Source organism: Variovorax sp. GW822-FHT04A09 (assembly GCF_058801005.1).
Window position 1 is genome coordinate 751,981 of record NZ_JBXAMV010000001.1, and the last position, 21,276, is coordinate 773,256.

20 protein-coding genes are annotated in these 21,276 nt (G+C 68.5%); 12 read left to right on the plus strand and 8 right to left on the minus strand.

Features of this window, described 5'->3' with window-relative positions; genetic code table 11:
• Nucleotides 1-61 precede the first annotated feature (61 nt).
• From macA to AC1RLW_RS03335, 3 genes are read left to right on the plus strand one after another with little or no spacing between them, the layout of a single operon-like run.
• Nucleotides 62-1,222 carry a macrolide transporter subunit MacA gene (gene macA / locus AC1RLW_RS03325; RefSeq protein WP_492683884.1) on the plus strand — a complete coding sequence of 387 codons (1,161 nt, stop codon included), beginning with the start codon at nt 62-64 and terminating at the stop codon, nt 1,220-1,222.
• Entirely contained in the window at nt 1,219-3,201 is a 1,983-nt protein-coding gene (gene macB, locus AC1RLW_RS03330; RefSeq protein WP_493192208.1) for a macrolide ABC transporter ATP-binding protein/permease MacB, read from the plus strand. Before macA ends, macB begins: the two co-directional genes overlap by 4 nt.
• The gene (locus tag AC1RLW_RS03335; RefSeq protein WP_493192209.1) at nt 3,194-4,585 is read left to right on the plus strand and encodes an efflux transporter outer membrane subunit; all 1,392 of its coding nucleotides are present in this window, start codon (nt 3,194-3,196) and stop codon (nt 4,583-4,585) included. The genes macB and AC1RLW_RS03335 overlap by 8 nt, the downstream gene beginning before the upstream one ends.
• A 239-nt stretch (nt 4,586-4,824) precedes the next feature.
• Here the strand turns inward: AC1RLW_RS03335 and AC1RLW_RS03340 are convergent, their stop codons facing one another.
• Genes AC1RLW_RS03340 through AC1RLW_RS03355 form a run of 4 tightly spaced genes read right to left on the minus strand, consistent with a single transcriptional unit; the run spans nt 4,825 to nt 8,236 of the window.
• Nucleotides 4,825-5,604: a glycosyltransferase family 2 protein gene (locus AC1RLW_RS03340; RefSeq protein WP_493192210.1), complete on the minus strand. Its 780-nt coding sequence runs from the start codon at nt 5,602-5,604 to the stop codon at nt 4,825-4,827.
• On the minus strand, nt 5,568-6,365 hold the full coding sequence (locus tag AC1RLW_RS03345) for a lysophospholipid acyltransferase family protein (protein ID WP_070060819.1): 798 nt from the start codon (nt 6,363-6,365) through the stop codon (nt 5,568-5,570). Before AC1RLW_RS03345 ends, AC1RLW_RS03340 begins: the two co-directional genes overlap by 37 nt.
• Nucleotides 6,366-6,401: 36 nt before the next feature.
• On the minus strand, nt 6,402-7,448 hold the full coding sequence (locus tag AC1RLW_RS03350; RefSeq protein WP_493192211.1) for a chorismate transformation FkbO/Hyg5 family protein: 1,047 nt from the start codon (nt 7,446-7,448) through the stop codon (nt 6,402-6,404).
• Nucleotides 7,445-8,236 carry a class I SAM-dependent methyltransferase gene (locus AC1RLW_RS03355; protein WP_492676928.1) on the minus strand — a complete coding sequence of 264 codons (792 nt, stop codon included), beginning with the start codon at nt 8,234-8,236 and terminating at the stop codon, nt 7,445-7,447. Before AC1RLW_RS03355 ends, AC1RLW_RS03350 begins: the two co-directional genes overlap by 4 nt.
• A 118-nt stretch (nt 8,237-8,354) precedes the next feature.
• On the opposite strand from AC1RLW_RS03355, the gene AC1RLW_RS03360 reads away from it, so the two are divergent.
• Genes AC1RLW_RS03360 through rng form a run of 8 tightly spaced genes read left to right on the plus strand, consistent with a single transcriptional unit; the run spans nt 8,355 to nt 15,307 of the window.
• Nucleotides 8,355-9,080, plus strand: coding sequence for a YebC/PmpR family DNA-binding transcriptional regulator (locus AC1RLW_RS03360; RefSeq protein ID WP_056580425.1), 726 nt, complete (start codon nt 8,355-8,357; stop codon nt 9,078-9,080).
• A gap of 43 nt (nt 9,081-9,123) precedes the next feature.
• A complete protein-coding gene (gene purD / locus AC1RLW_RS03365; protein ID WP_487846858.1) occupies nt 9,124-10,422 on the plus strand; it encodes a phosphoribosylamine--glycine ligase in 1,299 nt (432 codons plus the stop codon).
• On the plus strand, nt 10,422-11,342 hold the full coding sequence (hemF, locus tag AC1RLW_RS03370) for an oxygen-dependent coproporphyrinogen oxidase (protein ID WP_487846859.1): 921 nt from the start codon (nt 10,422-10,424) through the stop codon (nt 11,340-11,342). Before purD ends, hemF begins: the two co-directional genes overlap by 1 nt.
• Nucleotides 11,339-11,971, plus strand: coding sequence for a nicotinate (nicotinamide) nucleotide adenylyltransferase (nadD, locus tag AC1RLW_RS03375; protein ID WP_493192212.1), 633 nt, complete (start codon nt 11,339-11,341; stop codon nt 11,969-11,971). Before hemF ends, nadD begins: the two co-directional genes overlap by 4 nt.
• Entirely contained in the window at nt 11,971-12,666 is a 696-nt protein-coding gene (gene rsfS / locus AC1RLW_RS03380) for a ribosome silencing factor (RefSeq protein ID WP_062470113.1), read from the plus strand. Before nadD ends, rsfS begins: the two co-directional genes overlap by 1 nt.
• Nucleotides 12,663-13,130: a 23S rRNA (pseudouridine(1915)-N(3))-methyltransferase RlmH gene (rlmH, locus tag AC1RLW_RS03385; RefSeq protein WP_070060813.1), complete on the plus strand. Its 468-nt coding sequence runs from the start codon at nt 12,663-12,665 to the stop codon at nt 13,128-13,130. The genes rsfS and rlmH overlap by 4 nt, the downstream gene beginning before the upstream one ends.
• 40 nt (nt 13,131-13,170) lie before the next feature.
• Nucleotides 13,171-13,773: a Maf family protein gene (locus AC1RLW_RS03390; RefSeq protein WP_493192213.1), complete on the plus strand. Its 603-nt coding sequence runs from the start codon at nt 13,171-13,173 to the stop codon at nt 13,771-13,773.
• Between the two features lie 7 nt (nt 13,774-13,780).
• Nucleotides 13,781-15,307 carry a ribonuclease G gene (gene rng / locus AC1RLW_RS03395; protein ID WP_493192214.1) on the plus strand — a complete coding sequence of 509 codons (1,527 nt, stop codon included), beginning with the start codon at nt 13,781-13,783 and terminating at the stop codon, nt 15,305-15,307.
• Between the two features lie 33 nt (nt 15,308-15,340).
• Here rng and AC1RLW_RS03400 read toward each other — a convergent pair whose 3' ends face one another.
• The 3 genes from AC1RLW_RS03400 to AC1RLW_RS03410 form a co-directional block, all read right to left on the minus strand.
• Nucleotides 15,341-16,672, minus strand: a complete 1,332-nt coding sequence (locus AC1RLW_RS03400) for an MFS transporter (RefSeq protein ID WP_492734653.1) — start codon at nt 16,670-16,672, stop codon at nt 15,341-15,343.
• Nucleotides 16,673-16,793: 121 nt separating this feature from the next.
• Nucleotides 16,794-17,726: a 3,5-dioxohexanoate:acetyl-CoA acetone transferase gene (gene kce, locus AC1RLW_RS03405; protein WP_493192215.1), complete on the minus strand. Its 933-nt coding sequence runs from the start codon at nt 17,724-17,726 to the stop codon at nt 16,794-16,796.
• 47 nt (nt 17,727-17,773) lie between these two features.
• Nucleotides 17,774-18,556, minus strand: coding sequence for an SDR family oxidoreductase (locus AC1RLW_RS03410; RefSeq protein WP_095948650.1), 783 nt, complete (start codon nt 18,554-18,556; stop codon nt 17,774-17,776).
• 99 nt (nt 18,557-18,655) lie between these two features.
• Between AC1RLW_RS03410 and AC1RLW_RS03415 the strand changes: the two genes are divergently transcribed.
• Nucleotides 18,656-19,417 (plus strand): GntR family transcriptional regulator, encoded by a 762-nt coding sequence (locus AC1RLW_RS03415; protein ID WP_493192216.1) that lies wholly within the window; start codon nt 18,656-18,658, stop codon nt 19,415-19,417.
• A gap of 3 nt (nt 19,418-19,420) precedes the next feature.
• Here AC1RLW_RS03415 and msbA read toward each other — a convergent pair whose 3' ends face one another.
• On the minus strand, nt 19,421-21,205 hold the full coding sequence (gene msbA, locus AC1RLW_RS03420) for a lipid A export permease/ATP-binding protein MsbA (RefSeq protein WP_493192217.1): 1,785 nt from the start codon (nt 21,203-21,205) through the stop codon (nt 19,421-19,423).
• Nucleotides 21,206-21,276 lie beyond the last annotated feature (71 nt).

Sequence of the window (21,276 nt, forward strand, 5' to 3'; positions counted from 1 at the left end):
CTAGGATGAACCGCATCCTTTCCCGGGCCTCGCCGCCCGTTTCATCCCACTTCTTCACTGCATGCCCACCACTCCTTCGCGACGATCGCGCAAGTTCCTTGTCGGCCTGGCCTTGCTCGTCGTGCTGGCCATCGCGGCCTTCTTCTGGCTGAGCCCGCCGAAGAAAAGCGACTATCTGACCGCCACCGTGCAGCGCAGCGACCTGGAGAACGCGGTGCTCGCCACCGGCGTGCTGCAGGCCCTCAAGCAGGTCGAGGTGGGCGCGCAGGTGTCGGGCCAGCTCAAGTCGCTGAAGGTGGTGCTCGGCCAGACGGTGAAGAAGGGCGACTGGCTGGCCGAGATCGACCCCGTCATCTCGCAGAACACGCTCGCGCAGGAACAGGCCAAGCTCGAGAACCTGCAGGCCCAGAAGCTCGCCAAGGAAGTGCGTGTGAAGCAGGCCGAGCTCACCTGGGCGCGCCAGCGCGAGATGCTGGCGCAGGACGCCGCCGCGCGCCAGGACCTGGAAAGCGCGGACACCGAGCTGCGCGCGCTGCGCGCCGACGCCGTCTCGCTCGACGCGCAGATCCGCCAGCAGAAGCTGGCCCTGGCCTCGGCGCAGACCAACTTGTCGTACACCCGCATCGTCGCGCCCATCGACGGCGACGTGGTGTCGATCAGCACGCTCGAAGGCCAGACCGTGGTGGCCTCGTTCCAGGTGCCCACGCTGATGAAGCTGGCCGACCTGTCGACCATGACCGTGAAGGCGCAGGTGTCCGAGGCCGACGTGGTGCGCGTGAAGGCCGGCCAGCCGGTGTACTTCACCATCCTGGGCGACCCCGACACGCGCTACCACGGCACGCTGCGCGCGGTGCAGCCTTCGCCCGAGAAGATCAACAACGCCGTGTTCTTCAACGCGCTGTTCGACGTGCCCAATCCCGACCGCACGCTGCGCGTCGACATGACGGCGCAGGTCGCCATCCTGCTGGGCGAGGCCAAGCAGGCGCTGACCGTGCCGCTCACCGCGCTCGGCACGCGCGACAAGGACGGCCGCCACGAAGTGCGCGTGCTCCTGCCCGACCAGCGCGTGGAAAAGCGGCAGGTGCGCGTGGGCATCAGCAACAACTTCCAGGCGCAGGTGCTCGAAGGCCTGAAGGAGGGCGACAGCGTCATCACCGGCGATGCCTCGGCGCTGGAGAAGACCGACGGCAATGACAGCGGCAACCGGAGGCCGCGCCAGTGACGCAGCCGCTGCTGACCCTGCGCGGCATCGGCCGCAGCTTTCCCTCGGGCGAGCAGGAAGTCCAGGTGCTGAAGGACGTCGACCTGGACATCGGCCACGGCGAAATGCTGGCCATCGTCGGCGCCTCGGGCTCGGGCAAGTCGACGCTCATGAACATCCTCGGCTGCCTCGACCGGCCGAGCACCGGCACCTACACCGTGTCGGGCCAGGACGTCGGCACGCTCGACAGCGACGCGCTCGCCGCGCTGCGGCGCGAGCACTTTGGCTTCATCTTCCAGCGCTACCACCTCATGCAGCACCTGACGGCCACCGGCAACGTCGAGGTGCCCGCCGTGTATGCCGGCACCGAGGGCTCGGCGCGCGACGCGCGGGCGCGGCAACTGCTCGCGCGCCTGGGCCTGGAAGACCGCACCGAACACCGGCCGAGCCAGCTCTCGGGCGGCCAGCAGCAGCGCGTGAGCATCGCGCGCGCACTGATGAACGGCGGGCAGGTCATCCTGGCCGACGAGCCCACCGGCGCGCTCGACAGCAAGAGCGGCCAGGAGGTCATCGGCATCCTGCGCGAGCTGCATGCGCAGGGGCACACCATCATCATCGTGACGCACGACATGCAGGTGGCGCGCTGCACCGAACGCATCATCGAGATCGCCGACGGCGCGATCGTGGGCGACCGGCCGAACGTACCGACCGTGGCCGCGCCCGCGCAGACGGTCGGCGACGACACCCCCGCGCCGCCCGCGATGACCCGCCCCACGCTGGGCATCGCGCGCTTCAGCACCGGCTGGGCGCGTTTCTCCGAAGCCTTCCGCATGGCCTGGCGCTCGATGATGGCGCACCGCATGCGCACGGCGCTGACCATGCTGGGCATCATCATCGGCATCACCTCGGTGGTGTCGATCGTGGCCATCGGGGAGGGCGCCAAGCGCTTCGTGCTGGCCGACATCAAGGCCATCGGCACCAACACGCTCGACATCTACCCGGGCCACGACTTCGGCGACGACAAGGCCGCGAGCATCCGCACGCTGCTGCCCGCCGACCTGCAGGCCATCGCCGCGCAGCCCTACGTGCACAGCGTCACGCCGACCACCATGCGCAGCCTGCGCCTGCGCTACCGCAGCGCCGACGTGAACGGCAACGTGAACGGCGTCAGCGACAACTTCTTCAGCGTGCGCGACATCCAGATGGCCAGCGGCACGGACTTCGACGCCAACGACGTGCGGCACCAGTCGCAGGTGGTGGTGATTGACCAGAACACGCGGCGCAAGCTCTTTCCCGACGGCACCGACCCGGTCGGCAAGATCATCCTGGTGGGCAGCCTGCCGTGCACCGTGATCGGCGTGGCGCAGGAAAAGAAGAGCATGTTCGGCGAGAACAAGTCGCTCAACATCTGGCTGCCCTACAGCACCGGCGCGAGCCGCCTCTTCGGCCAGCAGCACTTCGACAGCATCACCGTGCGCATCCGCGACGACCAGCCCACCAAGGCGGCCGAGGAGAGCATCGTGCGGCTGCTCACGCTGCGCCACGGCGGCAAGGACTTCTTCACCTTCAACATGGACAGCATCGTGAAGACGGCCGAGCGCACGAGCCAGTCGCTCACGCTGCTGCTGTCGCTGATCGCGGTGATCTCGCTCGTGGTGGGCGGCATCGGCGTGATGAACATCATGCTGGTGTCGGTGACCGAGCGCACCCGCGAGATCGGCATCCGCATGGCCGTGGGCGCGCGCCAGAGCGACGTGCTGCAGCAGTTCCTGACCGAGGCCGTGCTCGTGTGCCTGGTCGGCGGTTTCATCGGCGTGGTGCTGTCGTACGGCATCAGCTTTGTGTTCTCGCTGTTCGTGAAGCAATGGCAAATGATCTTTTCGTTGGGGGCCGTGGTGTCGGCCTTTTTGTGCGCGTCGCTCATCGGCGTGCTGTTCGGGTACCTGCCGGCGCGCAACGCCGCGCGGCTCGACCCCATCGAGGCGCTGGCCCGTGAGTAGGGCCCGACCGACCCTGGCGGGCCTCGCCATCGCGCTGGCGCTCGGCGGCTGTACGCTGTTCGCGCCGGAGCGGCGCGAACACCGACCGCTCGGCGTGCCGCAGGCCTGGCAGCAGCAGCAACAGCCCCTGCCGCAGAACGCAGCGGCCGCGCCGCAGGCCCGCTGGTGGACCGCCTTCGACGACGCGCGGCTCGACACCCTGATCGAGAGCGCCCTGCGAACCAACAACAACTTGGCCGCCGCCGGCATCCGCGTGCAGCGGGCGCAGCTGCAGGCCGGCCTGGCGAACACCAACCTCACGCCGGGCGTGACGGGGCAACTGGGCACCCAACGCAGCTTCGACCTGAAGCGCGGCGGCGTGGCCGCATCGAGCGCGAGCTCCTTGCTGAGCCTGAGCTACGAAGTCGACCTGTGGGGCCGCCTGTCGGCGCAACGCAGCGTTGCCGACTGGGAGCTGCAGGCCACCCAGTCCGACCGCGAAGCCACGGCGCTGGCGCTGGTGGGCACGACGGCCGGGCTCTACTGGCAGACCGGCTACCTGAACCACCGTATCGCACTGAGCGAAGCCGGCATGGCCGATGCACGGCGCATCCAGGCGCTGGTGCGCGCCAAGTACGCGGCGGGCGCCGTGTCCGGCCTCGATGTCGCGCAGGCGGGCCAGAACCTTGCGAGCCAGGAGGCCGCGCACACGCAGCTGCTGCAGCAGCGCGTCGAGGCGCGCAACGCACTGGCCATCCTGTTCGACATGCCGCCTGAGACCCCGAGGGAGGAACCCTCGCAGCTGCCGGACGCCGCCTTGCCCGTGATCGATGCCGGACTGCCCGCCAGCCTGCTGGGCCGCCGGCCCGACCTGCGCGCCGCGGAGCAGCGCCTGCGGTCCTCGCTGGCGAACGTCGATGCCACGCGCACCAGCTTCTATCCGGTGCTGAGCCTCACGGGTTCGCTGGGCGCGGGGAGCAATGCATTGGGCGAGGTGCTGAAGAACCCGGTCGCGACCCTCGGTGCCGGCCTGATGCTGCCTTTCCTGCAATGGAACACCGCGCGGCTGACCGTCGCCGTATCGCAGACGCGGTACGAAGAAGCGGTCGTCGGGTTCCGCCAGTCGCTGTACACCGCGCTGTCTGAGGTGGAAAACACGCTGTCGTCGCGAACCCAGCTGCAGGACGAGAGCGTGAAGCTGGCCCTGGCGCTGCAACAGGCGCAACGCGCGGAAGCCTTGTCGGAAGTGCGCTACCGCGCCGGTGCCACCGCGTTGCAGCCCGTGCTCGACGCCAAGGACAAGCGGCGCGCCGCGGAGGTGTCGCTGGCGCAGAACCGCCTGAACCAGCTCAACGCGACGATGACGCTCTACAAGGCGCTGGGCGGAGGCACGATCGTCGAGTAGCGGAAGAAGGACAAGGTGCTTTCACGCCACGACAGGTGCCCGGCAGGCGGTGCGGTGTGGGCGGCCCCTCTGTGCCGCCGAGGAGCGCAGCGTTTCGCGGATCAGGGCTCGCAGCTGTTTGAGCGCAGCGAGTTCTGCGAGACCCCGCGAAACGCGAGCACCGCAGGGGAGCCGCGAAGCGGCCGGCACAGTGGGGCCGACCGCGCCGCACCGCCTGCCGGGCGCCCCTCAAAAAGAGGCTAGGCCTGAAACGGCGGCGCCCCCCGCAATTTGCGAACGAGCAACCCAGGCAACCGCAAAACAAACTCCACCATCAACCGCGTGTGCATCCAAGTCAGCAGCACGTTGTCCCGCCCATAGCGAAAGTGCGACACCCCACCTTCCTCCGCCGTCAGGTACTTCACAGGCGCATCGATGTTCACCGGCTTGACCCCGCGCCAGGCCAGCCGCACGACCGCCTCGGTATCGAAGTCGAAGCGCCGCATCCATGGTTGTCGCGCCATCACTGCGATCAGGTCAACCACCGGGTACACGCGAAAGCCGTAGAGCGAATCGCCCACGCCCGCGAACAGCGTCTCGAGCTGCGTCCAGCCGTTGGACACCCGCCGCCCACGCACCCGCAGCAGCGGCGCGCTGGCGTCGAACACAGGCCGGCCCAGCACCATCGTTTCGGGCCGCGCCAGCGAGGCGTTCATGAAAGAGGGGATCAGGTCCGCCGGATGCTGCCCGTCGGAATCCATCGTGAGCGCGTGCGTGAAGCCGGCGTCCTTCGCGGCCCGCAAGCCGTGCAGCACCGCCGAGCCCTTGCCCTGGTTCTGCGGCATCACCCACACGCGCAACCCCGGATCGCTGGCCGCCATCTGCTGCAGCCGCTCGCCCGTGCCGTCGTCGCTGCCGTCGATCACCACCCACACCGGGTTCCATTGGGCCCGCGCCGCGGCGACCGTCGAGAACAGGCGCTCGCCCGTGTTGTAGCTGGGGATCAGGACAAGGTGGGTGCGCGAGGCGTCTGCTGGCATTCGGGGGACGCGTCGGTGGCGCGCTGCTCCATGTGTTGACGGAAATAGTGCTCCAGCTCGACCTGCAACGCATCGCTGTCCTGCGTTGGTGCAAAGCGCTTGCCCAGCCGCAGCGTGAAGACGATGGGCAGCGGCGGCACGCGCCACAGCGGCCAGCCCTTGCCGAGGTAGGGCGAGTCGGTGTCGATGAACACGGTCTGGATCGGCGCCTGCGCCAGCTTGGCGATCAGCGTGGTGCCGGGGCGGAAGGGGTTCAGCGGCGGCGTCACCGTGCGCGTGCCTTCGGGAAAGATCACGAGCTGGCCACCCTGGCGCAGGTCGTTGACCGCCAGGCGCACCATCGTGCGGGCCGACTTGTTGCTGATGTAGCGCGCCAGCCGGGCTCCGGCGCCCAGGAAGATGTTGCCCATCAGCTCGGCCTTCATGATGCAGGCGCTGCGCGGCAGCCGCGCCACCAGCAGCAGCGCGTCGAGCATGGTCGGGTGGTTGGCCACGAAGATCACGCCGGGCTCGTTGCGCATCGGGTCCAGGCACGAAGCGTCGATGCGCATCATGCCGGTGACCGAGGCGAGCCACCAGAACATCCGGTAGGCAAAGGCGATGGTCATGCGGCCCAGCGCGCGCGCCGGCGCGGCCGGCATCACCGGGTACAGCAGCATGGCGACGAAGTTCCAGACCAGCGAGATCAGGCCGAGGAACAGCAGCAGCGCATAGAGCATCAGCGCGAGCGGGATCGACGTGAGAAGACGCAGCACGTTCATGGGTGGTGTCGGTCGGACAGGCGAACGGCGGGCCGCTCAGGCGGCCTGCAGCCGGCCGGCGGCAACCGTGTGGGCCTCGATCTCGACCAGCAGATCGCTGCGGCAGATGTCGGCTTCCAGGTACACCGCATGGCAGGCCATCGGCGACTGGGCGCCGAGCGCGGCTTCGATCACTTCGCGCACGGCCTCGGTGTCCGAGGGATGCCGCACGTACACCACGCAGTCGAGCGCATCGAGCGAAAAGCGCGCCGTGGTCTGCGCATGGGCGGAGGCGATCACTGCCTCGAGGTTGCGCAGGGTTTCGCGGGCTTGCTCACGCACGTCGCCGTGGTGCACCGTTTCGTGCCCGACGATGCTCGCCGTGCCCGAGATGAACAGCGCCACCTGGCCGTCGCCGATGTCCGCCAGCGCGGCGCGCGAGAAGGTCGGCGAGCGCGGGCCGTAGGTTTCGGGGTAGCGGTAGGCCGACACCTGCCGCGGGTTCTCGACCGGCAGCGGCGCAGCGCGTCCCGCGAGAAAACGGATCGACAGCGCGCCCTGGCGGATGCCCAGCGCGCAAGCAGCCGGCGCGCCCTCGAAGGCGGCGCGGCCGGCTTCGAAGAAAGCCTCTTGCCGGCCGAGGTTGAACTGGCGGTACCGCTCCAGCCCGCCGCCGTCGGCATTGATGCGCGGCAGGTAGTTCCAGATGCGCTGCAGGTGCGGCGTGTCGGCCTGGTCGAGCGTACGAAACAGGTCGCGGTAGGCGCGCTGTGCAAGCTCGGTCAGGCTCTGGCCTTCCACGGCTTCATCGAGGTCGATGGCGCCCAGCAGCCAGTGCCCGTCGGTGCGCCAGCGCGCGATGCCGGTGGTGCCCGACCTGACCTGGGTGCCGTCGCCCACGTGCCACACATCGGCCATCGCGCCTTGCGGCGACAGCACGCGCGCGTTGACCGTGGGCATCCAGGCGACACCGTGCGGCGTGCCGTAGCCGAGCGCGGCAAAGGGCGCATGGCTGTGCGTGGCCAGCGCGAGGCTGTCCGGCAGCGAGAGGCGCTCCACGCGCAGGGGGGAATGAAGGCGGTCGTCCTGGGGGCGCACGTTCATCGAACCTCGTCGGCGGTGGATTCGGGTTTGCGGCCGGTGTAGGCCGAGAAGACCCCGAGGCTCGCATGCCGGCGCACGTCGCTGAAGCCGGCGGCGCCCAGTGCCTGCATGACGCGCTCGGGTGGGATGCAGGCCTCGATCGTGTCCCAGTAATAGCGCCACAGCTCCGAGGTGTCGCTGCGGCGGCCGACCACGCGGGCGATCAGCGGCACCACGGCGCGCATGTAGCCCTTGAGCAGCGCGGTGGCCATGCGGCCTTCGGGCTTGGTGATCTCGAGCACCACCACGCGCCCGCCCGGGCGCAGCACGCGATGGAATTCGGAAAAGGCGGCGGCCACGTCGCTGATGTGGCGCATGGCGTAACCCATGCTCACGAAATCGCAGCTGGCGTCGGGGCGGGGCAGGGCCTCGGCGACGCCTTGAATGAGTTCGACGCCGGGCAGCCGGACCTGGCCCATCATGCCCACGCTGGGGTCGACGCCGGTGAGCTTGCCGGTGGAGCCGATGAGCTTCAGGGCTTCGCGGGCGACGAGCCCGGTGCCGATGCCCACGTCGAGCACCTGGGCGCCCGCCGTGAGGCCGGCCTGCTTCAGCGCGTCGCGGCGGTACGAGGGGCCGGTGCCGAAGGCCAGCACGGCTTCGATGCGGTCGTAGTCCGCGGCCGTGCTGTCGAAGATGCGCCGCAGGAACGCCTGGTGCTCCGCTTCGGTGTTGTAGTACAGCGGCAGCGGGGCGTGCGGCGGCAGGGCGTCGGGATTTCCCGTACCGGCAATGGGCGATGGCGTCATCGAACAATTATCACCAAAAGGTCCGGGCCGAAATCCCGGGCGCCGGGGGAGCGTTGTGTGCGCCGGACAGTAAACTCCACACTTGCTTTGAAAACACACGACAGCGAGAGAGAAAGCCATGGCCGGACATAGCAAGTGGGCAAATATTCAGCACCGCAAGGGCCGCCAGGACGAGAAACGGGGCAAGCTCTGGACCCGCGCCATCCGTGAAATCACGGTGGCGGCACGCGCCGGCGGCGCCGACCTCAGCGCCAACCCCCGGCTGCGGCTGGCGGTCGAAAAGGCCAAGGCGGTCAACCTGCCCATTGACACCGTCAAGCGCAACATCGACAAGGCCACGGGCAACCTCGAAGGCGTCAATTACGAAGAAATTCGTTACGAAGGGTACGGCATCGGCGGCGCGGCGATCATCGTCGACACCATGACCGACAACCGCGTGCGCACCGTGGCCGAAGTGCGCCACGCCTTCTCCAAGCACGGCGGCAACATGGGCACCGAAGGCTCGGTGGCCTTCCAGTTCAAGCACTGCGGCCAGATCATCTTTGCGCCCGGCACCAGCGAGGACAAGGTCATGGAAGTGGCCCTCGAAGCCGGCGCCGAGGACGTGATCACCGACGACGACGGCGCCATCGAGGTGCTCACCGCCATCGGCGACTTCGAGGCTGTGAAAAACGCACTCGAAGCCGCGGGCCTGAAGCCCGACGCCGCCGAAATCACCATGCGTGCCGAGAACACCGTGGACGTGACCGGCGAAGACGCCGCCAGGATGCAGAAGCTCCTCGACGTGCTCGAGGACCTGGACGACGTGCAGGACGTTTATCACAACGCCGCACTGTCCGACTGAACGAATGAATGATGGATCCACAGCGACAAACGAAAGCCCGCGAATGAAGGTACTGGTGATTGGAGGAGGGGGCCGCGAGCACGCACTGGCGTGGCGGCTGGCGCAGGGCAACCGGGTCAGCCGCGTCTACGTGGCGCCCGGCAACGGCGGCACCGTGAGCGACGAACGCTACGACTGCATCGACATCACCGAACCCGCCGCGCTGCGCGAGTGGGCGATGGCCGAAAAAATCGCGCTGACCGTGGTCGGCCCCGAGGGGCCGCTCGCCGCGGGCGTGGTGGACGAGTTCCGCGCGCACGGCCTGCGCATCTTCGGCCCGACGCAGGCGGCTGCGCAGCTCGAAAGCTCCAAGGCCTTCTCGAAGGCCTTCATGAAGCGCCACAAGATCCCGACGGCCGAATACGAGGCCTTCACCGACGCCGCCGCGGCCCATGCGTACATCGACGCCAAGGGCGCGCCCATCGTCGTCAAGGCCGACGGCCTGGCCGCCGGCAAGGGCGTGGTGGTTGCCATGACCGCGCAGGAAGCCCACGAAGCCGTCGACTTCATGCTGGTCGACAACAAGTTCGGCGTGTCGCACAACGAAGGCGGCGCACGCGTCGTCATCGAAGAATTTTTGCAAGGCGAAGAAGCCAGCTTCATCGTGATGTGCGACGGCAAGAACGTCGCCGCGCTGGCCACCAGCCAGGACCACAAGCGCCTGCTCGACGGCGACGAAGGCCCGAACACCGGCGGCATGGGCGCGTACTCGCCCGCACCGGTCGTCACGGCCGAGGTGCATGCGCGTGCGATGCGCGAGATCATCCTGCCGACCATCCGCGGCATGGAAAAGGACGGCATTCCGTTCACCGGCTTCCTCTATGCCGGCCTGATGATCGACGCGGCCGGCCAGCCCAAGACGCTCGAATTCAACTGCCGCATGGGCGACCCCGAGACGCAGCCGATCATGATGCGCCTCAAGTCCGACCTGTTCGAGGTGTTCTGGCACGCCACCGACGGCACGCTCGACCAGGTCGAGCTGCAATGGGACCGCCGCGTGGCACTGGGCGTGGTGATGGCCGCGCACGGCTACCCGCTGTCGCCGCGCAAGGGCGACCGCATCAGCGGCATCCCGGCCGAGGCACCCGATGCCGTGGTGTTCCACGCGGGCACCACGCTCGAGAACGGTGAGCTCAAGACCAGCGGCGGCCGCGTCCTCTGCGTGACCGTGCTGGCCGACAGCGTCAAGCAGGCGCAGCAGCGCGCCTACGAGGTCGCGGCGCGCGTGCAGTTCGACGGTGTGCAGTACCGCAAGGACATCGGCTACCGCGCCGTGAACGCGCGCAACACGCCCCACGCCTGATGCCAGCCACCCAGCCGAAGGCGGTCGGCGACTACCTGCGCGGACTGCAGCAATCGATCATCTCGGCGGTCGAGGCGGCGGATGGCGGCAGTGCGGTGCGCGACGCCTGGCAGAAAGAGCCCGGTGAGCCGCTGCAGGGCAACGGCCTGACCTGCATCCTCGAAGGCGGTGCGCTGTTCGAACGCGCCGGCGTCGGCTTCTCGCAGGTGCGCGGCGCCAAGCTGCCGCCCTCGGCCACGCAGAACCGCCCCGAGCTCTCGGGCGCACCGTTCGAGGCCATGGGCGTGTCGCTGGTGTTCCACCCGCGCAATCCCTACGTGCCGATCGTCCACATGAACGTGCGCATGCTGGCCGCGCAGCCCGCGGGCGGCGGTGATCCCGTGTGCTGGTTCGGCGGCGGCATGGACCTCACGCCGTGCTACGGCTTCGAAGACGACGCGGTGCACTTCCACACCGTGTGCCGCGACGCGCTCGCCCCCTTCGGCGCCGACAAGTACCCGCGCTTCAAGACCTGGTGCGACGAGTATTTCTTTTTGAAGCACCGCAACGAGCAGCGCGGCATCGGCGGCATCTTCTTCGACGACTTCGCCGAGGGCGGCATCGAGAACGGCTTTGCGCTGATCCGTTCGGTCGGCGATGCCTTCCTGCAGGCCTACCTGCCGATCGTCGAGCGCCGCCGCAGCATGCCGTACGGTGAGCGCGAGCGCGAGTTCCAGCTGTACCGGCGCGGGCGCTACGTCGAGTTCAACCTCGTGTGGGACCGCGGCACGCACTTCGGCCTGCAGTCGGGCGGGCGCACCGAATCGATCCTGCTGTCGATGCCGCCGCTCGCGAGCTGGGCCTACCGGCAACAGCCCGAAGCGGGCAGCCCCGAAGCCGCGCTGTACAGCGACTTCATCGTGCGCCGGGACTGGGTGTGAGCCCCACCGGTTCCGCTTTGCGCATCGGCGTCTTCGGCGGAGCCTTCGACCCGCCGCACAACGCGCACGTCGCTCTGGCCGAAGCCGCACTGGCGCAGCTCGATCTGATGGAGCTGCACGTCATTCCCACGGGGCAGGCCTGGCACAAGAGCCGCACGCTCACCCCGAAGGAAGATCGCCTCGCGATGGCGCAACTGGCCTTCGGCAATCTGCAAGGCAAGGTCGTCATCGACAGCCGCGAAGTGCTGCGCGACGGCCCGACCTACACGCTCGACACACTGCATGAATTGCAGAAAGAGCAACCCGGCGCACAGCTCGTGCTGGTGATGGGCGCGGACCAGGCAGCGGCCTTGCCGACCTGGCACGGCTGGCAGGATATACTCGGCATTGCTATCGTTTCTGTAGCGTATCGCGCACTATCGACGGGTGACGTCACTCGTTTTGATCCGAAACAGCTGCCCGGCCTCCCGGCTGGCGCGCGTTTCGAGGCGCTTGAACTGCCTGCCGCCATGGACACCAGCGCCACCCATATCCGGCGGCGTGTGGCGTCGGGTGTGGACATTTCCTCGCTGGTTCCGCCCACGGTTGCACGCTATATTGACCAACACCACCTCTACCGCTCTGCCTGATGACCACTGAAGCCGCCGCCAAAAAAGACATCCAAAAACTCCAGCGAGCCATCATCGATGGTCTCGAAGACGTCAAGGCGCAGGACATCCAGGTATTCGACACGGAGCACCTCTCGCCGCTGTTCGAGCGCGTGATCGTGGCGTCGGGCACCTCCAACCGCCAGACCAAGGCGCTCGCATCGAGCGTGCGCGACGCCGTGCGCGAAGCCGGCTTTGCCAAGCCGCGCACCGAGGGCGAGGAAAACGGCGAGTGGATCATCGTGGACTGCGGCGCGGCCGTGGCGCACATCATGCAGCCCGCCATCCGCCAGTACTACCACCTCGAAGAGATCTGGGGCGACAAGCCGGTGCGCGCCAAGCTCGGCGCCACCAAGCCCGCGCTGGCCACTGCTTCGTCCGTCGTCAAGGGTGCCGAAGAGAAGAAGACGGCCGCCGCCAAGACGCCGAGCCTGCGCCGTTCGAGCGCCGCCAAGACCGCGATCCGCGCGGCCGAGCAGGAAGCCAAGGCCGCCAAGGCCCCGGCGAAGAAGGCCGCATCGAAGACCGCGGGCAAGACTGCCGCCAAGAAGGCGCCTGCGAAGAAGTCCGCCACGGGCACCGCACGCGTGCCGGTGAAGGTGGTCGGCAAGCCGGCCGCCAAGAAGACCGCTGCGAAGAAGGCGCCGGCCAAGAAGGCGCCAGCCCGCCGCGCATGAAGCTGCTGGTGGTCGCCGTCGGGCAGCGCATGCCCGACTGGGCGCAGACTGCCTGGGACGACTACGCCAAGCGCTTCCCGCCCGAGCTGAAGCTCGAGCTGCGCGCCGTCAAGACCGAGCCGCGCGGCTCCAAGACACTCGAAACGCTGTATGCCGCCGAGCGCGAGCGCATCGAAGGCGCCATCGCCCGTGGCATGCGCATCGTCGTGCTCGACGAGCGCGGCACCGCGCTCACTACCAAGGCGCTGGCTGCACGGCTGCAGACCTGGCAGGGCGAGGGCGACGATGTGGCGCTGGTCATCGGCGGCCCCGACGGGCTCGACCCGGCCTTCAAGGCCGCGGCGCACGAACGCATCCGCCTGTCCGACCTGACCCTGCCGCATGCCATGGCGCGCGTGCTGCTGGTCGAACAGCTCTACCGGGCGTGGTCGGTCAACGCGGGCCATCCGTACCACCGGGAATGACCACGGGGCCGGCGGTGGGGCCCACCTCGGAGACCTGAACTTGCCTGACTTCATCTACCTCGCGTCGCAAAGCCCGCGCCGCGCCCAATTGCTCGGCCAGCTTGGCGTGCGCCACGAACTGCTGCTGGCCGGTGCCGACGAAGACGCCGAGGCGCTCGAAGCCTTGCTGCAGAACGAGTCGCCCACAGCGTACGTGCAGCGCGTGACCGCCCTCAAGCTCGATGCCGCCGTTGCGCGCCGCAAGCGCCTGGGCTTGGCCGATGCGCCTGTGCTCTGCGCCGACACCACGGTCGCGCTCGGCCGCACCATCCTCGGCAAGCCCGAGGACGCACGCGATGCCGAACGCATGCTCGCGCACCTGTCCGGCGCCACGCACCGCGTGCTCACGGCGGTCGCGCTGCAGAACGGCCGTCGACGCCATGCGGCGCTCAGCGTGTCGCGCGTGCGCTTCGCCACGCTCACCAAGAAGCAGGTCGCGGCCTACGCCGCCAGCGGCGAGCCGCTCGGCAAGGCCGGCGCCTACGCCATCCAGGGCGCAGCGGCTGCGTTCGTCGAGCACATCAGCGGCTCCTATTCGGGCATCATGGGACTCCCCATGTTCGAGACCGCGCAGCTGCTTCGAGGCGTCGGTTTCAATACTTAAGACATCCATGCAAGACATCCTGATCAACTGGTCTCCGCAGGAGACCCGTGTGGCGCTGGTCGAGCACGGCGCGGTGCAAGAGCTGCACGTCGAGCGCACGCTCGAGCGCGGGCTGGTCGGCAACATCTACCTGGGCAAGGTCTCACGCGTGCTGCCGGGCATGCAGTCGGCCTTCATCGACATCGGCCTGGAGCGCACCGCCTTCCTGCACGTGGCTGACATCGTCTCGCCGTTCACGCCGGGCTCGCGCCCGAGCGCCGCGCCACCCGAGCGCGACCACCGCAACGGCGGGCCGATGGTGCCCATCGAGAAGCAGGTGTTCGAGGGCCAGTCGCTGCTGGTGCAGGTCATCAAGGACCCGATCGGCACCAAGGGCGCGCGGCTGTCCACGCAGATCAGCATCGCGGGCCGACTGCTGGTGTTCCTGCCGCAGGACAACCACATCGGCGTGTCGCAGAAGATCCCGCCCGACCAGCGCGAGTCGCTGCGCAACCGCATGCTGGCGCTCATCGAGGCGGCCGCGGCCGCCGAGAGCGGCGGCGTGGTGCCGGTCAACACCGGCGGCTTCATCCTGCGCACCAACGGTGAAGACGCGGCCGACGCCGAGCTGGCCGAAGACATCGCCTACCTGCGAAAGACCTGGACGCGCATCCGCGAGGCCTCGAGCCGGATGCCAGCCATGTCGCTGCTGCACCAGGACCTGAGCCTGCTGCAGCGCGTGCTGCGCGACATGACGAGCGAAGGCACGCAGACCATCCGCATCGACTCGCGCGAGCAGTTCGAGGTGCTGCTGAAGTTCGGCCTCGAATTCATGCCGCAGGCGGCCGGCAAGCTGCAGCACTACAAGGGCGAGCGCCCGATTTTCGACCTGTACTCGGTGGACGAGGAAATCGCGAAGGCGCTGGGCCGGCGCGTCGACCTGAAGTCGGGCGGCTACCTCGTGGTCGACCAGACCGAAGCGCTGACCACGGTCGACGTGAACACCGGTGGCTTCGTCGGTGCGCGCAACTTCGACGACACCATCTTCAAGACCAACCTGGAGGCCGCGCAGGCGATTGCGCGGCAGCTGCGCCTGCGCAACCTGGGCGGGATCATCATCGTCGACTTCATCGACATGGCACGCGACGACCACCGCGAGCAGGTTCTGGCCGAGTTCCGCAAGCAGCTCGCACGCGACCGCGTGAAGACCACGGCCGGCGGTTTCTCGCAGCTCGGCCTGGTCGAGATGACCCGCAAGCGCACGCGCGAATCGCTGGCCCACATGCTGTGCGAGCCCTGCGTGGCCTGCGGCGGGCAGGGCATCGTGAAGACCGCGCGCAGCGTGGCCTACGACGTGATGCGCGAGATCCTGCGCGAGGCGCGGCAGTTCACGCCGCGCGAGTTCCGCATCGTCTCGTCACCGCAGGTCATCGAGCTGTTCCTCGATGAGGAGAGCCAGCACCTCGCCGGGTTGAGCGACTTCATCGGCAAGCCGATCTCGCTCCAGTCGGAGCCGGCGATCGGGCAGGGGCAGTACGACATCGTGTTGCTCTGACGACAGGAGCGCGCGGCCCGTTGCAACGACGGGTCAGCGCTTCGACTCCTGGCCTTGCCGCATCCAGACGCTGGCCAGCGCGGCGGCCACCAGCATCCCGGCGATCAGCAGCAGCCCGTTCTTCGTGCTGCCCGTGCTCTGCTCGATCCAGCCCATCACCGACGGGCCGATGAAGCCGCCCACGAGGCCGCAGGTGTTGACCAACGCGAGTCCACCTGCCAGCGCCACACCGGCCAGCCGTGACGACGCGAACAGGAAGATCACGGACTGCACCACGAAGAACATCGAGCCCGTGAGGCAGAAGCCGGCCAGCGCGATGGCCGGGCTCGCGAAGGCTGCGATCAGCAGGCCCACCGCCATCGAGACCAGCCCGACCAGCAGCAGTAGCCGGCCGCGCTGCGGCGTGACCGCGAGCCGCGGTAGCGCAATGGCGCCGACGGCGGCGGCCACCCAGGGCAGCGAGTTGAGCGCGCCGATCTCCAGCGGCGAGAGCTTGCCGTAGGTGCCGATGATGCTCGGCAGGAAGAAGATCACCGTGTAGATGCTGATCTGGTGGCAGAAGTAGACAAAGATCGCCAGCCAGATCTGCCGGTCGACCAGGCAGGCGCGGAACGACTCGCCGACCTGGCCGTTGGCCACGTCTTCGGCGCGTTCGGCGGCGAGCTGGCGTTCGATGGCCTGCGCCTGCGGGCGCGTGAGCCAGCTGGCACTGGAGGGCCCGTCGGGCAGCTTGCGCCAGACCACGAAGGCCAGCGCCACGGCGGGCAGGCCTTCGAGCACGAACATCCATTGCCAGCCGTGCCAGCCCCACAGGCCGTCCATCTGCAGCAGCGCGCCGCCGACCGGGCCGCTGAGGATGTTCGCGATGCACACGCCGAGCAGGAAGTAGCCCGTGGCGCGTGCGCGGTCCTTGCGGCCGAACCAGTAGTTCAGGTACAGCATCACGCCCGGGAACAGGCCGGCTTCCGCCGCGCCGAGCAGGATGCGCATCACGTAGAACGAGGTCTCGCCCGTGACGAAGGCCATGCCGGCCGACAGCAGGCCCCAGGTGATCATGATGCGGGCGATCCACCAGCGGGCGCCCACGCGGTGCATCACCAGATTGCTGGGCACTTCGAGCAGCGCGTAGCTCAGAAAGAACAGCCCCGCGCCCAGCCCGTAGGCGGCCGCCGAGATGCCGATGTCCACGGCCATGTGGCTCTTGGCCAGCGCGATGTTGGTGCGGTCGATGAAGCTGATCACATAGGCCAGCACCAGCAGCGGCATGAGCTTGCGGAAGATCAGCGCATTGAGCGAGGCCTGCTCGTCGACGGCCTGGCGGGCGCGCAGGCCCGGCGGCGTGGCGGGGATGGATGGGTGTTGCATGGGATGTCTCTCTCCTGTCCTGTCGTGTTCTGGCGGAAGGTCGTCGGCGGGAGCCGGCGGGCGTGCAGATGCGGCCCGGTCATGGGCCGGGCCGAGTCGGGTCAGTGGTTCTGGCGCAGGGCTAGAAGTCGACGTTCGCCGCGCCCTTGAGCCCGAGGATCTCGCGGGCTTCGGCGGGTGTCGCGATGTCGATGTTCAAGGCCTCCAGCACGGCGCGGATGCGCAGCACCTGTTCGGCGCTCGACGCGGCGAGCCGGCCCGGGCCGATCCACAGCGAGTCTTCGAGCCCGACGCGCACGTGCGAGCCCATGGCGGCGCCGATGGTGGCCAGCGGCAGCTGGTTGCGGCCGGTGCCGAGGATCGACCATTCGAAGCGGTCGCCGAACAGCCGCGCGGCGGTGCGGCGCATGTGCATCAGGTCTTCGGGGTCGGCGCCGATGCCACCCAGGATGCCGAAGACCGTCTGCACGAAGACCGGGGCCTGCACCAGCCCGCGGTCCAGGAAGTGCCGCAGGTTGTTGAGGTGGCTCACGTCGTAGCACTCGAACTCGAAGCGCGTGCCGTTGGCGTTGCCGAGCTTGAGGATGTTCTCGATGTCGGCGAAGGTGTTCTTGAAGATCAGGTTGCGGCTGTTCTCCAGGTGCTCGCGCTCCCATTCATGTTCGAAGGACTTGAAGCGCTCCAGCATCGGAAAGAGGCCGAAGTTCATCGAGCCCATGTTGAGCGACGCGAGCTCGGGCTTGAAGGTGGTGGCCGGGCGCATGCGCTCCTCGACGCTCATGTGCGGGCTGCCGCCGGTCGTGATGTTGATCACCGCATCGGTTGCGGCCTTGATCTTCGAGAGGAAGGGGTGGAACAGGTCCGGGTCCTGCGACGGGCGGCCGTCCTTCGGGTCGCGCGCATGCAGGTGCAGGATCGCGGCGCCTGCGCGGGCGGCTTCGATCGAAGCTTGCGCAATCTCGTCGGCCGTCACGGGAAGGTGCGGCGACATGCTGGGCGTGTGGATGGCGCCCGTGGGGGCGCAGGTGATGATGGCTTTGGAGCGTTGGGCCATGAGGTGTCCGGAAGGAAGAAGAGGGAAAGAAAGGGCGTGCGAGCGGATCAGCTCAGTGCTTGCGTGTGGCCGTCCACCACGAGCTCCTGGCCTGTGACGCTGGCGGCCAGGTCGCTGGCGGCGAACAGCACCATGTTCGCGATGTCCGTGGCCGTGACCATGCGGCCCAGCGCGGCCTGCGCGGTGTAGGCGCGCGTCACTTCGTCGAGCGGCTTGCCCAGCGCCTCGGCCTTGGCGGCGATCACCGCACGGATGCGCGGACCGTCGACCGCGCCCGGCAGGATCGCGTTGACGCGGATGCCGTCGGCCCCAAGCTCGAGTGCCAGCGTTTTCGTGAAGCCGATGACGGCCCACTTCGAGGCGGAGTAGGGCGAGCGCCCCGGCATGCCCAGGTGCCCGGCGGCCGAGGACAGGTTGATGATGGCGGGCAGGCGGCCCTTGCGCAGCCGCGGCACGGCCAGCCGCACGCAGAGGAACTGGCCGGTGACGTTGACGGCCATCGTGCGTTCCCAGTCGGCGAGCGAGACGGTCTCGACCGGCCCGGTCGGGCCGGCCACGCCGGCGTTGTTCACCAGCACATCGAGGCCGCCGAGTTCGCGGTCGACGGCCTCGAACAGGCGGGCCACGTCGTCCTCGTTGGACACGTCGGCGACGCAGCGGCCCACCTCGGGCAGTTCACGCGCCAGCTGGTCGAGGCTGGCAGCCTGCACATCGCAGACGAAGACCTTGGCGCCCGCCGCGGCGAAGCTGCGCACGATGTCCAGGCCGATGCCGTTGGCACCGGCGGTGACGAGCACGCGTCGGCCGGCGAGGGAGTTGTTGTTCCACATGCTGAAGAGATCCTTGAGGTCGATTTCGGAATGACGGGGATCGTATATCTGTGATCACAGATAATTCATAGGGAATACCCCGGCCATATACTTCGACGCATGAGCCTCACCGATCTCGTCACCCCCCTGAAGCGCCAGACGCTCAGCGCCAACGTCTACGACCAGTTGCGCGACCTCGTGATGAGCGGGCAGATGATGCCGGGCGAGCAGATTTCATTGCGCAGCGCGGCCGAGGCGCTGGGCGTGAGCGTGATGCCGGTGCGCGAGGCGATGCAGCGCCTGGTGGCCGAGCAGGCGCTCGAACTCACGCCCAGCCGTACCCTGCGCGTGCCCCGGATGACGGCGGCGCAATTCAAGGAAATCACCACCATCCGCACCAACCTCGAAGGCCTGGCCACGGAGCTGGCGGCCTCTGCGTCGGGCGCGGTGGCGCTGCGCGACATCACGCGCTGGCACGACGAGTTCGCGGCCGAGATGAATGCGGCGAGCCCCGACGGCTCGAAGCTCGTCACCTTCAACAAGGAGTTTCACTTCGCGGTCTACGCCGCGGCCGACATGCCGGTGTTGTTGCAGATGATCGAGGCGCTGTGGCTGCGCATCGGCCCCATCCTCAACTACGACCTGCGGGCCGGCTCGCGCCGCGTGGGGGACAAGGTGGCGATGTCGCACCATGCGGCGCTGCTGGCCGCGCTGAAGCGCCGCGACGGCGCCAAGGCCCGGGCCGCGCTGCAGGGCGACATCGAAAGCGCTGCGGAATTCATCCTGTCGACGGGCGTGCTGGTGTCCGATGGCACGCTGCCGCCGCAGAACGCTGCGCCAACGGCGAAGAGGGCGCGTGGCGCGGCAGGCACCGCGCGCTGAGGGTCAGAGCGTCGGGTCCTGCCCCGGCGCCGCGCTGCGCACCGCCAGCGTCTGCAGCCGCGCATAGAGCCCGTCGTGCGCCATGAGCTGCTCGTGGCTGCCTTGCTCGGCGATGCGGCCTTGCTCCATCACGATGATGCGGTCGGCATGCTGGATGGTCGACAGGCGGTGCGCCACGATCAGCGTGGTGCGGCCCTGCATCAGGCGCTGCAGGGCGTCCTGCACCAGCCGTTCCGATTCGGTGTCCAGCGCCGACGTGGCTTCGTCGAGCAGCAGCACGGGGGCGTTCTTGTAGAGCGCGCGGGCAATCGCCAGCCGCTGGCGCTGGCCGCCCGAAAGCTGCGTGGCGTTGTGGCCGAGCACGGTCTCGATGCCCTGCGGCAGCGTCTCGACGTGCGCGCTCAGGTTGGCCGCCTCGAGGCAGGACTGCACGCGCGCGAGGTCGATGTCGCCGCCCAGCGCCACGTTGGCGGCGAGCGTGTCGTTGAGCATCACCACGTCCTGGCTCACCATCGCGAACTGGGCGCGCAGGCTCTTGAGCTGCCATTCGCTGGTGTCGTGGCCGTCGAGCAGCACCTGGCCGCCGCTGGGCTGCACGAAGCGTGGCAGCAGGTTGACCAGCGTGGTCTTGCCCGAGCCCGAGGGGCCAACGAAGGCCACCACCTGGCCGGGCTCGATGACGAGGTTCACGCCGTCGAGCGCGCGCTGTTCGTCGTCGCCGCGGTAGCTGACCTGCACGTTGCGCAGTTCGATGTGGCCTTGGGCGTGTGCGACGCTGAAGGTGCCCTGCGATTCCGGCGCCACCTCGTCGATGAGGATCAGGCCACGCTCCAGCGCTGCGAGGCCGCGCGTGATGGGGCCGGCCACTTCGGCCAAGCGGCGGATCGGCGCGATCAGCATCAGCATGGCCGTGATGTAGGCGACGAAGCCGCCCACCGTGAAGCCCTGCTTGCCGCTTTGCCACAGCGCGATCATCACCACCACCGACAGCGCCAGCGAAGCCATCATCTGCGTCAGCGGCGTGGTGGCGGCCTGGGCGATGGTGGACTTCACGGCCAGGCGGTTCAGGCGCTGGCTCAACTGCTCGAAGCGGCGCTCCTGCGCCTGCTCCGCACCGTGCAGCCGCACCACGCGGTGGGCCAGCACGTTTTCCTCGACCACGTAGGCCAGCTCGTCGGTGGCCTGCTGGCCCTGCTGCGTGAGCTTGTACAGGCGCTTGGAGAACACCTTCATGATCCAGGAGATGCTGGGCACCAGGAAGGCAACGATGAGCGTGAGCTTCCAGTTCAGGTAGACCAGATAGCCCAGCAGCGCGATCAGCGTGAAGCCGTCGCGCGACAGCCCGAGCAGCGCCTGCACCAGTAGCATGGCGCCGGTCTGCACCTCGTACACCACGGTGTTCGACAGCGCGCTGGCCGATTGCCGCGCGAACAGCGCCAGCTCGGCGCCGAGCAGCCGTTCGAACAGCACGCGGCGCAGCTTCTGCATGCCTTCGTTGGCGATGCGCGAGAGCGCGTACTGCGAAATGAATTGGGCGATGCCGCGCACCGCGAACAGCAGCAGCACGGCGGCCGGAATGAACCACAGCGGCATCTCGCCGCGCGTGAAGCCCCGGTCGAGCAGTGGCTTGAGCAGGGCGGCCATGAGCGGCTCGGTGAGCGCGGCCAGCAGGGCGCCAATCAGCCCCACGGCCCACCATTGGCGCGAACTGCCGAACCAGGTCATGAGTCGCGCCAGCCGGCGCATGAGGGGAGGGCGGGCGCTCTCGCTGCCGGGGGATGCTTGCATATGGCGGCGGATTTTACGGGGCGGCTCCGACCGCCTTTCGAGAGGCCTGTAGGACCATTTCGCCGGATAAA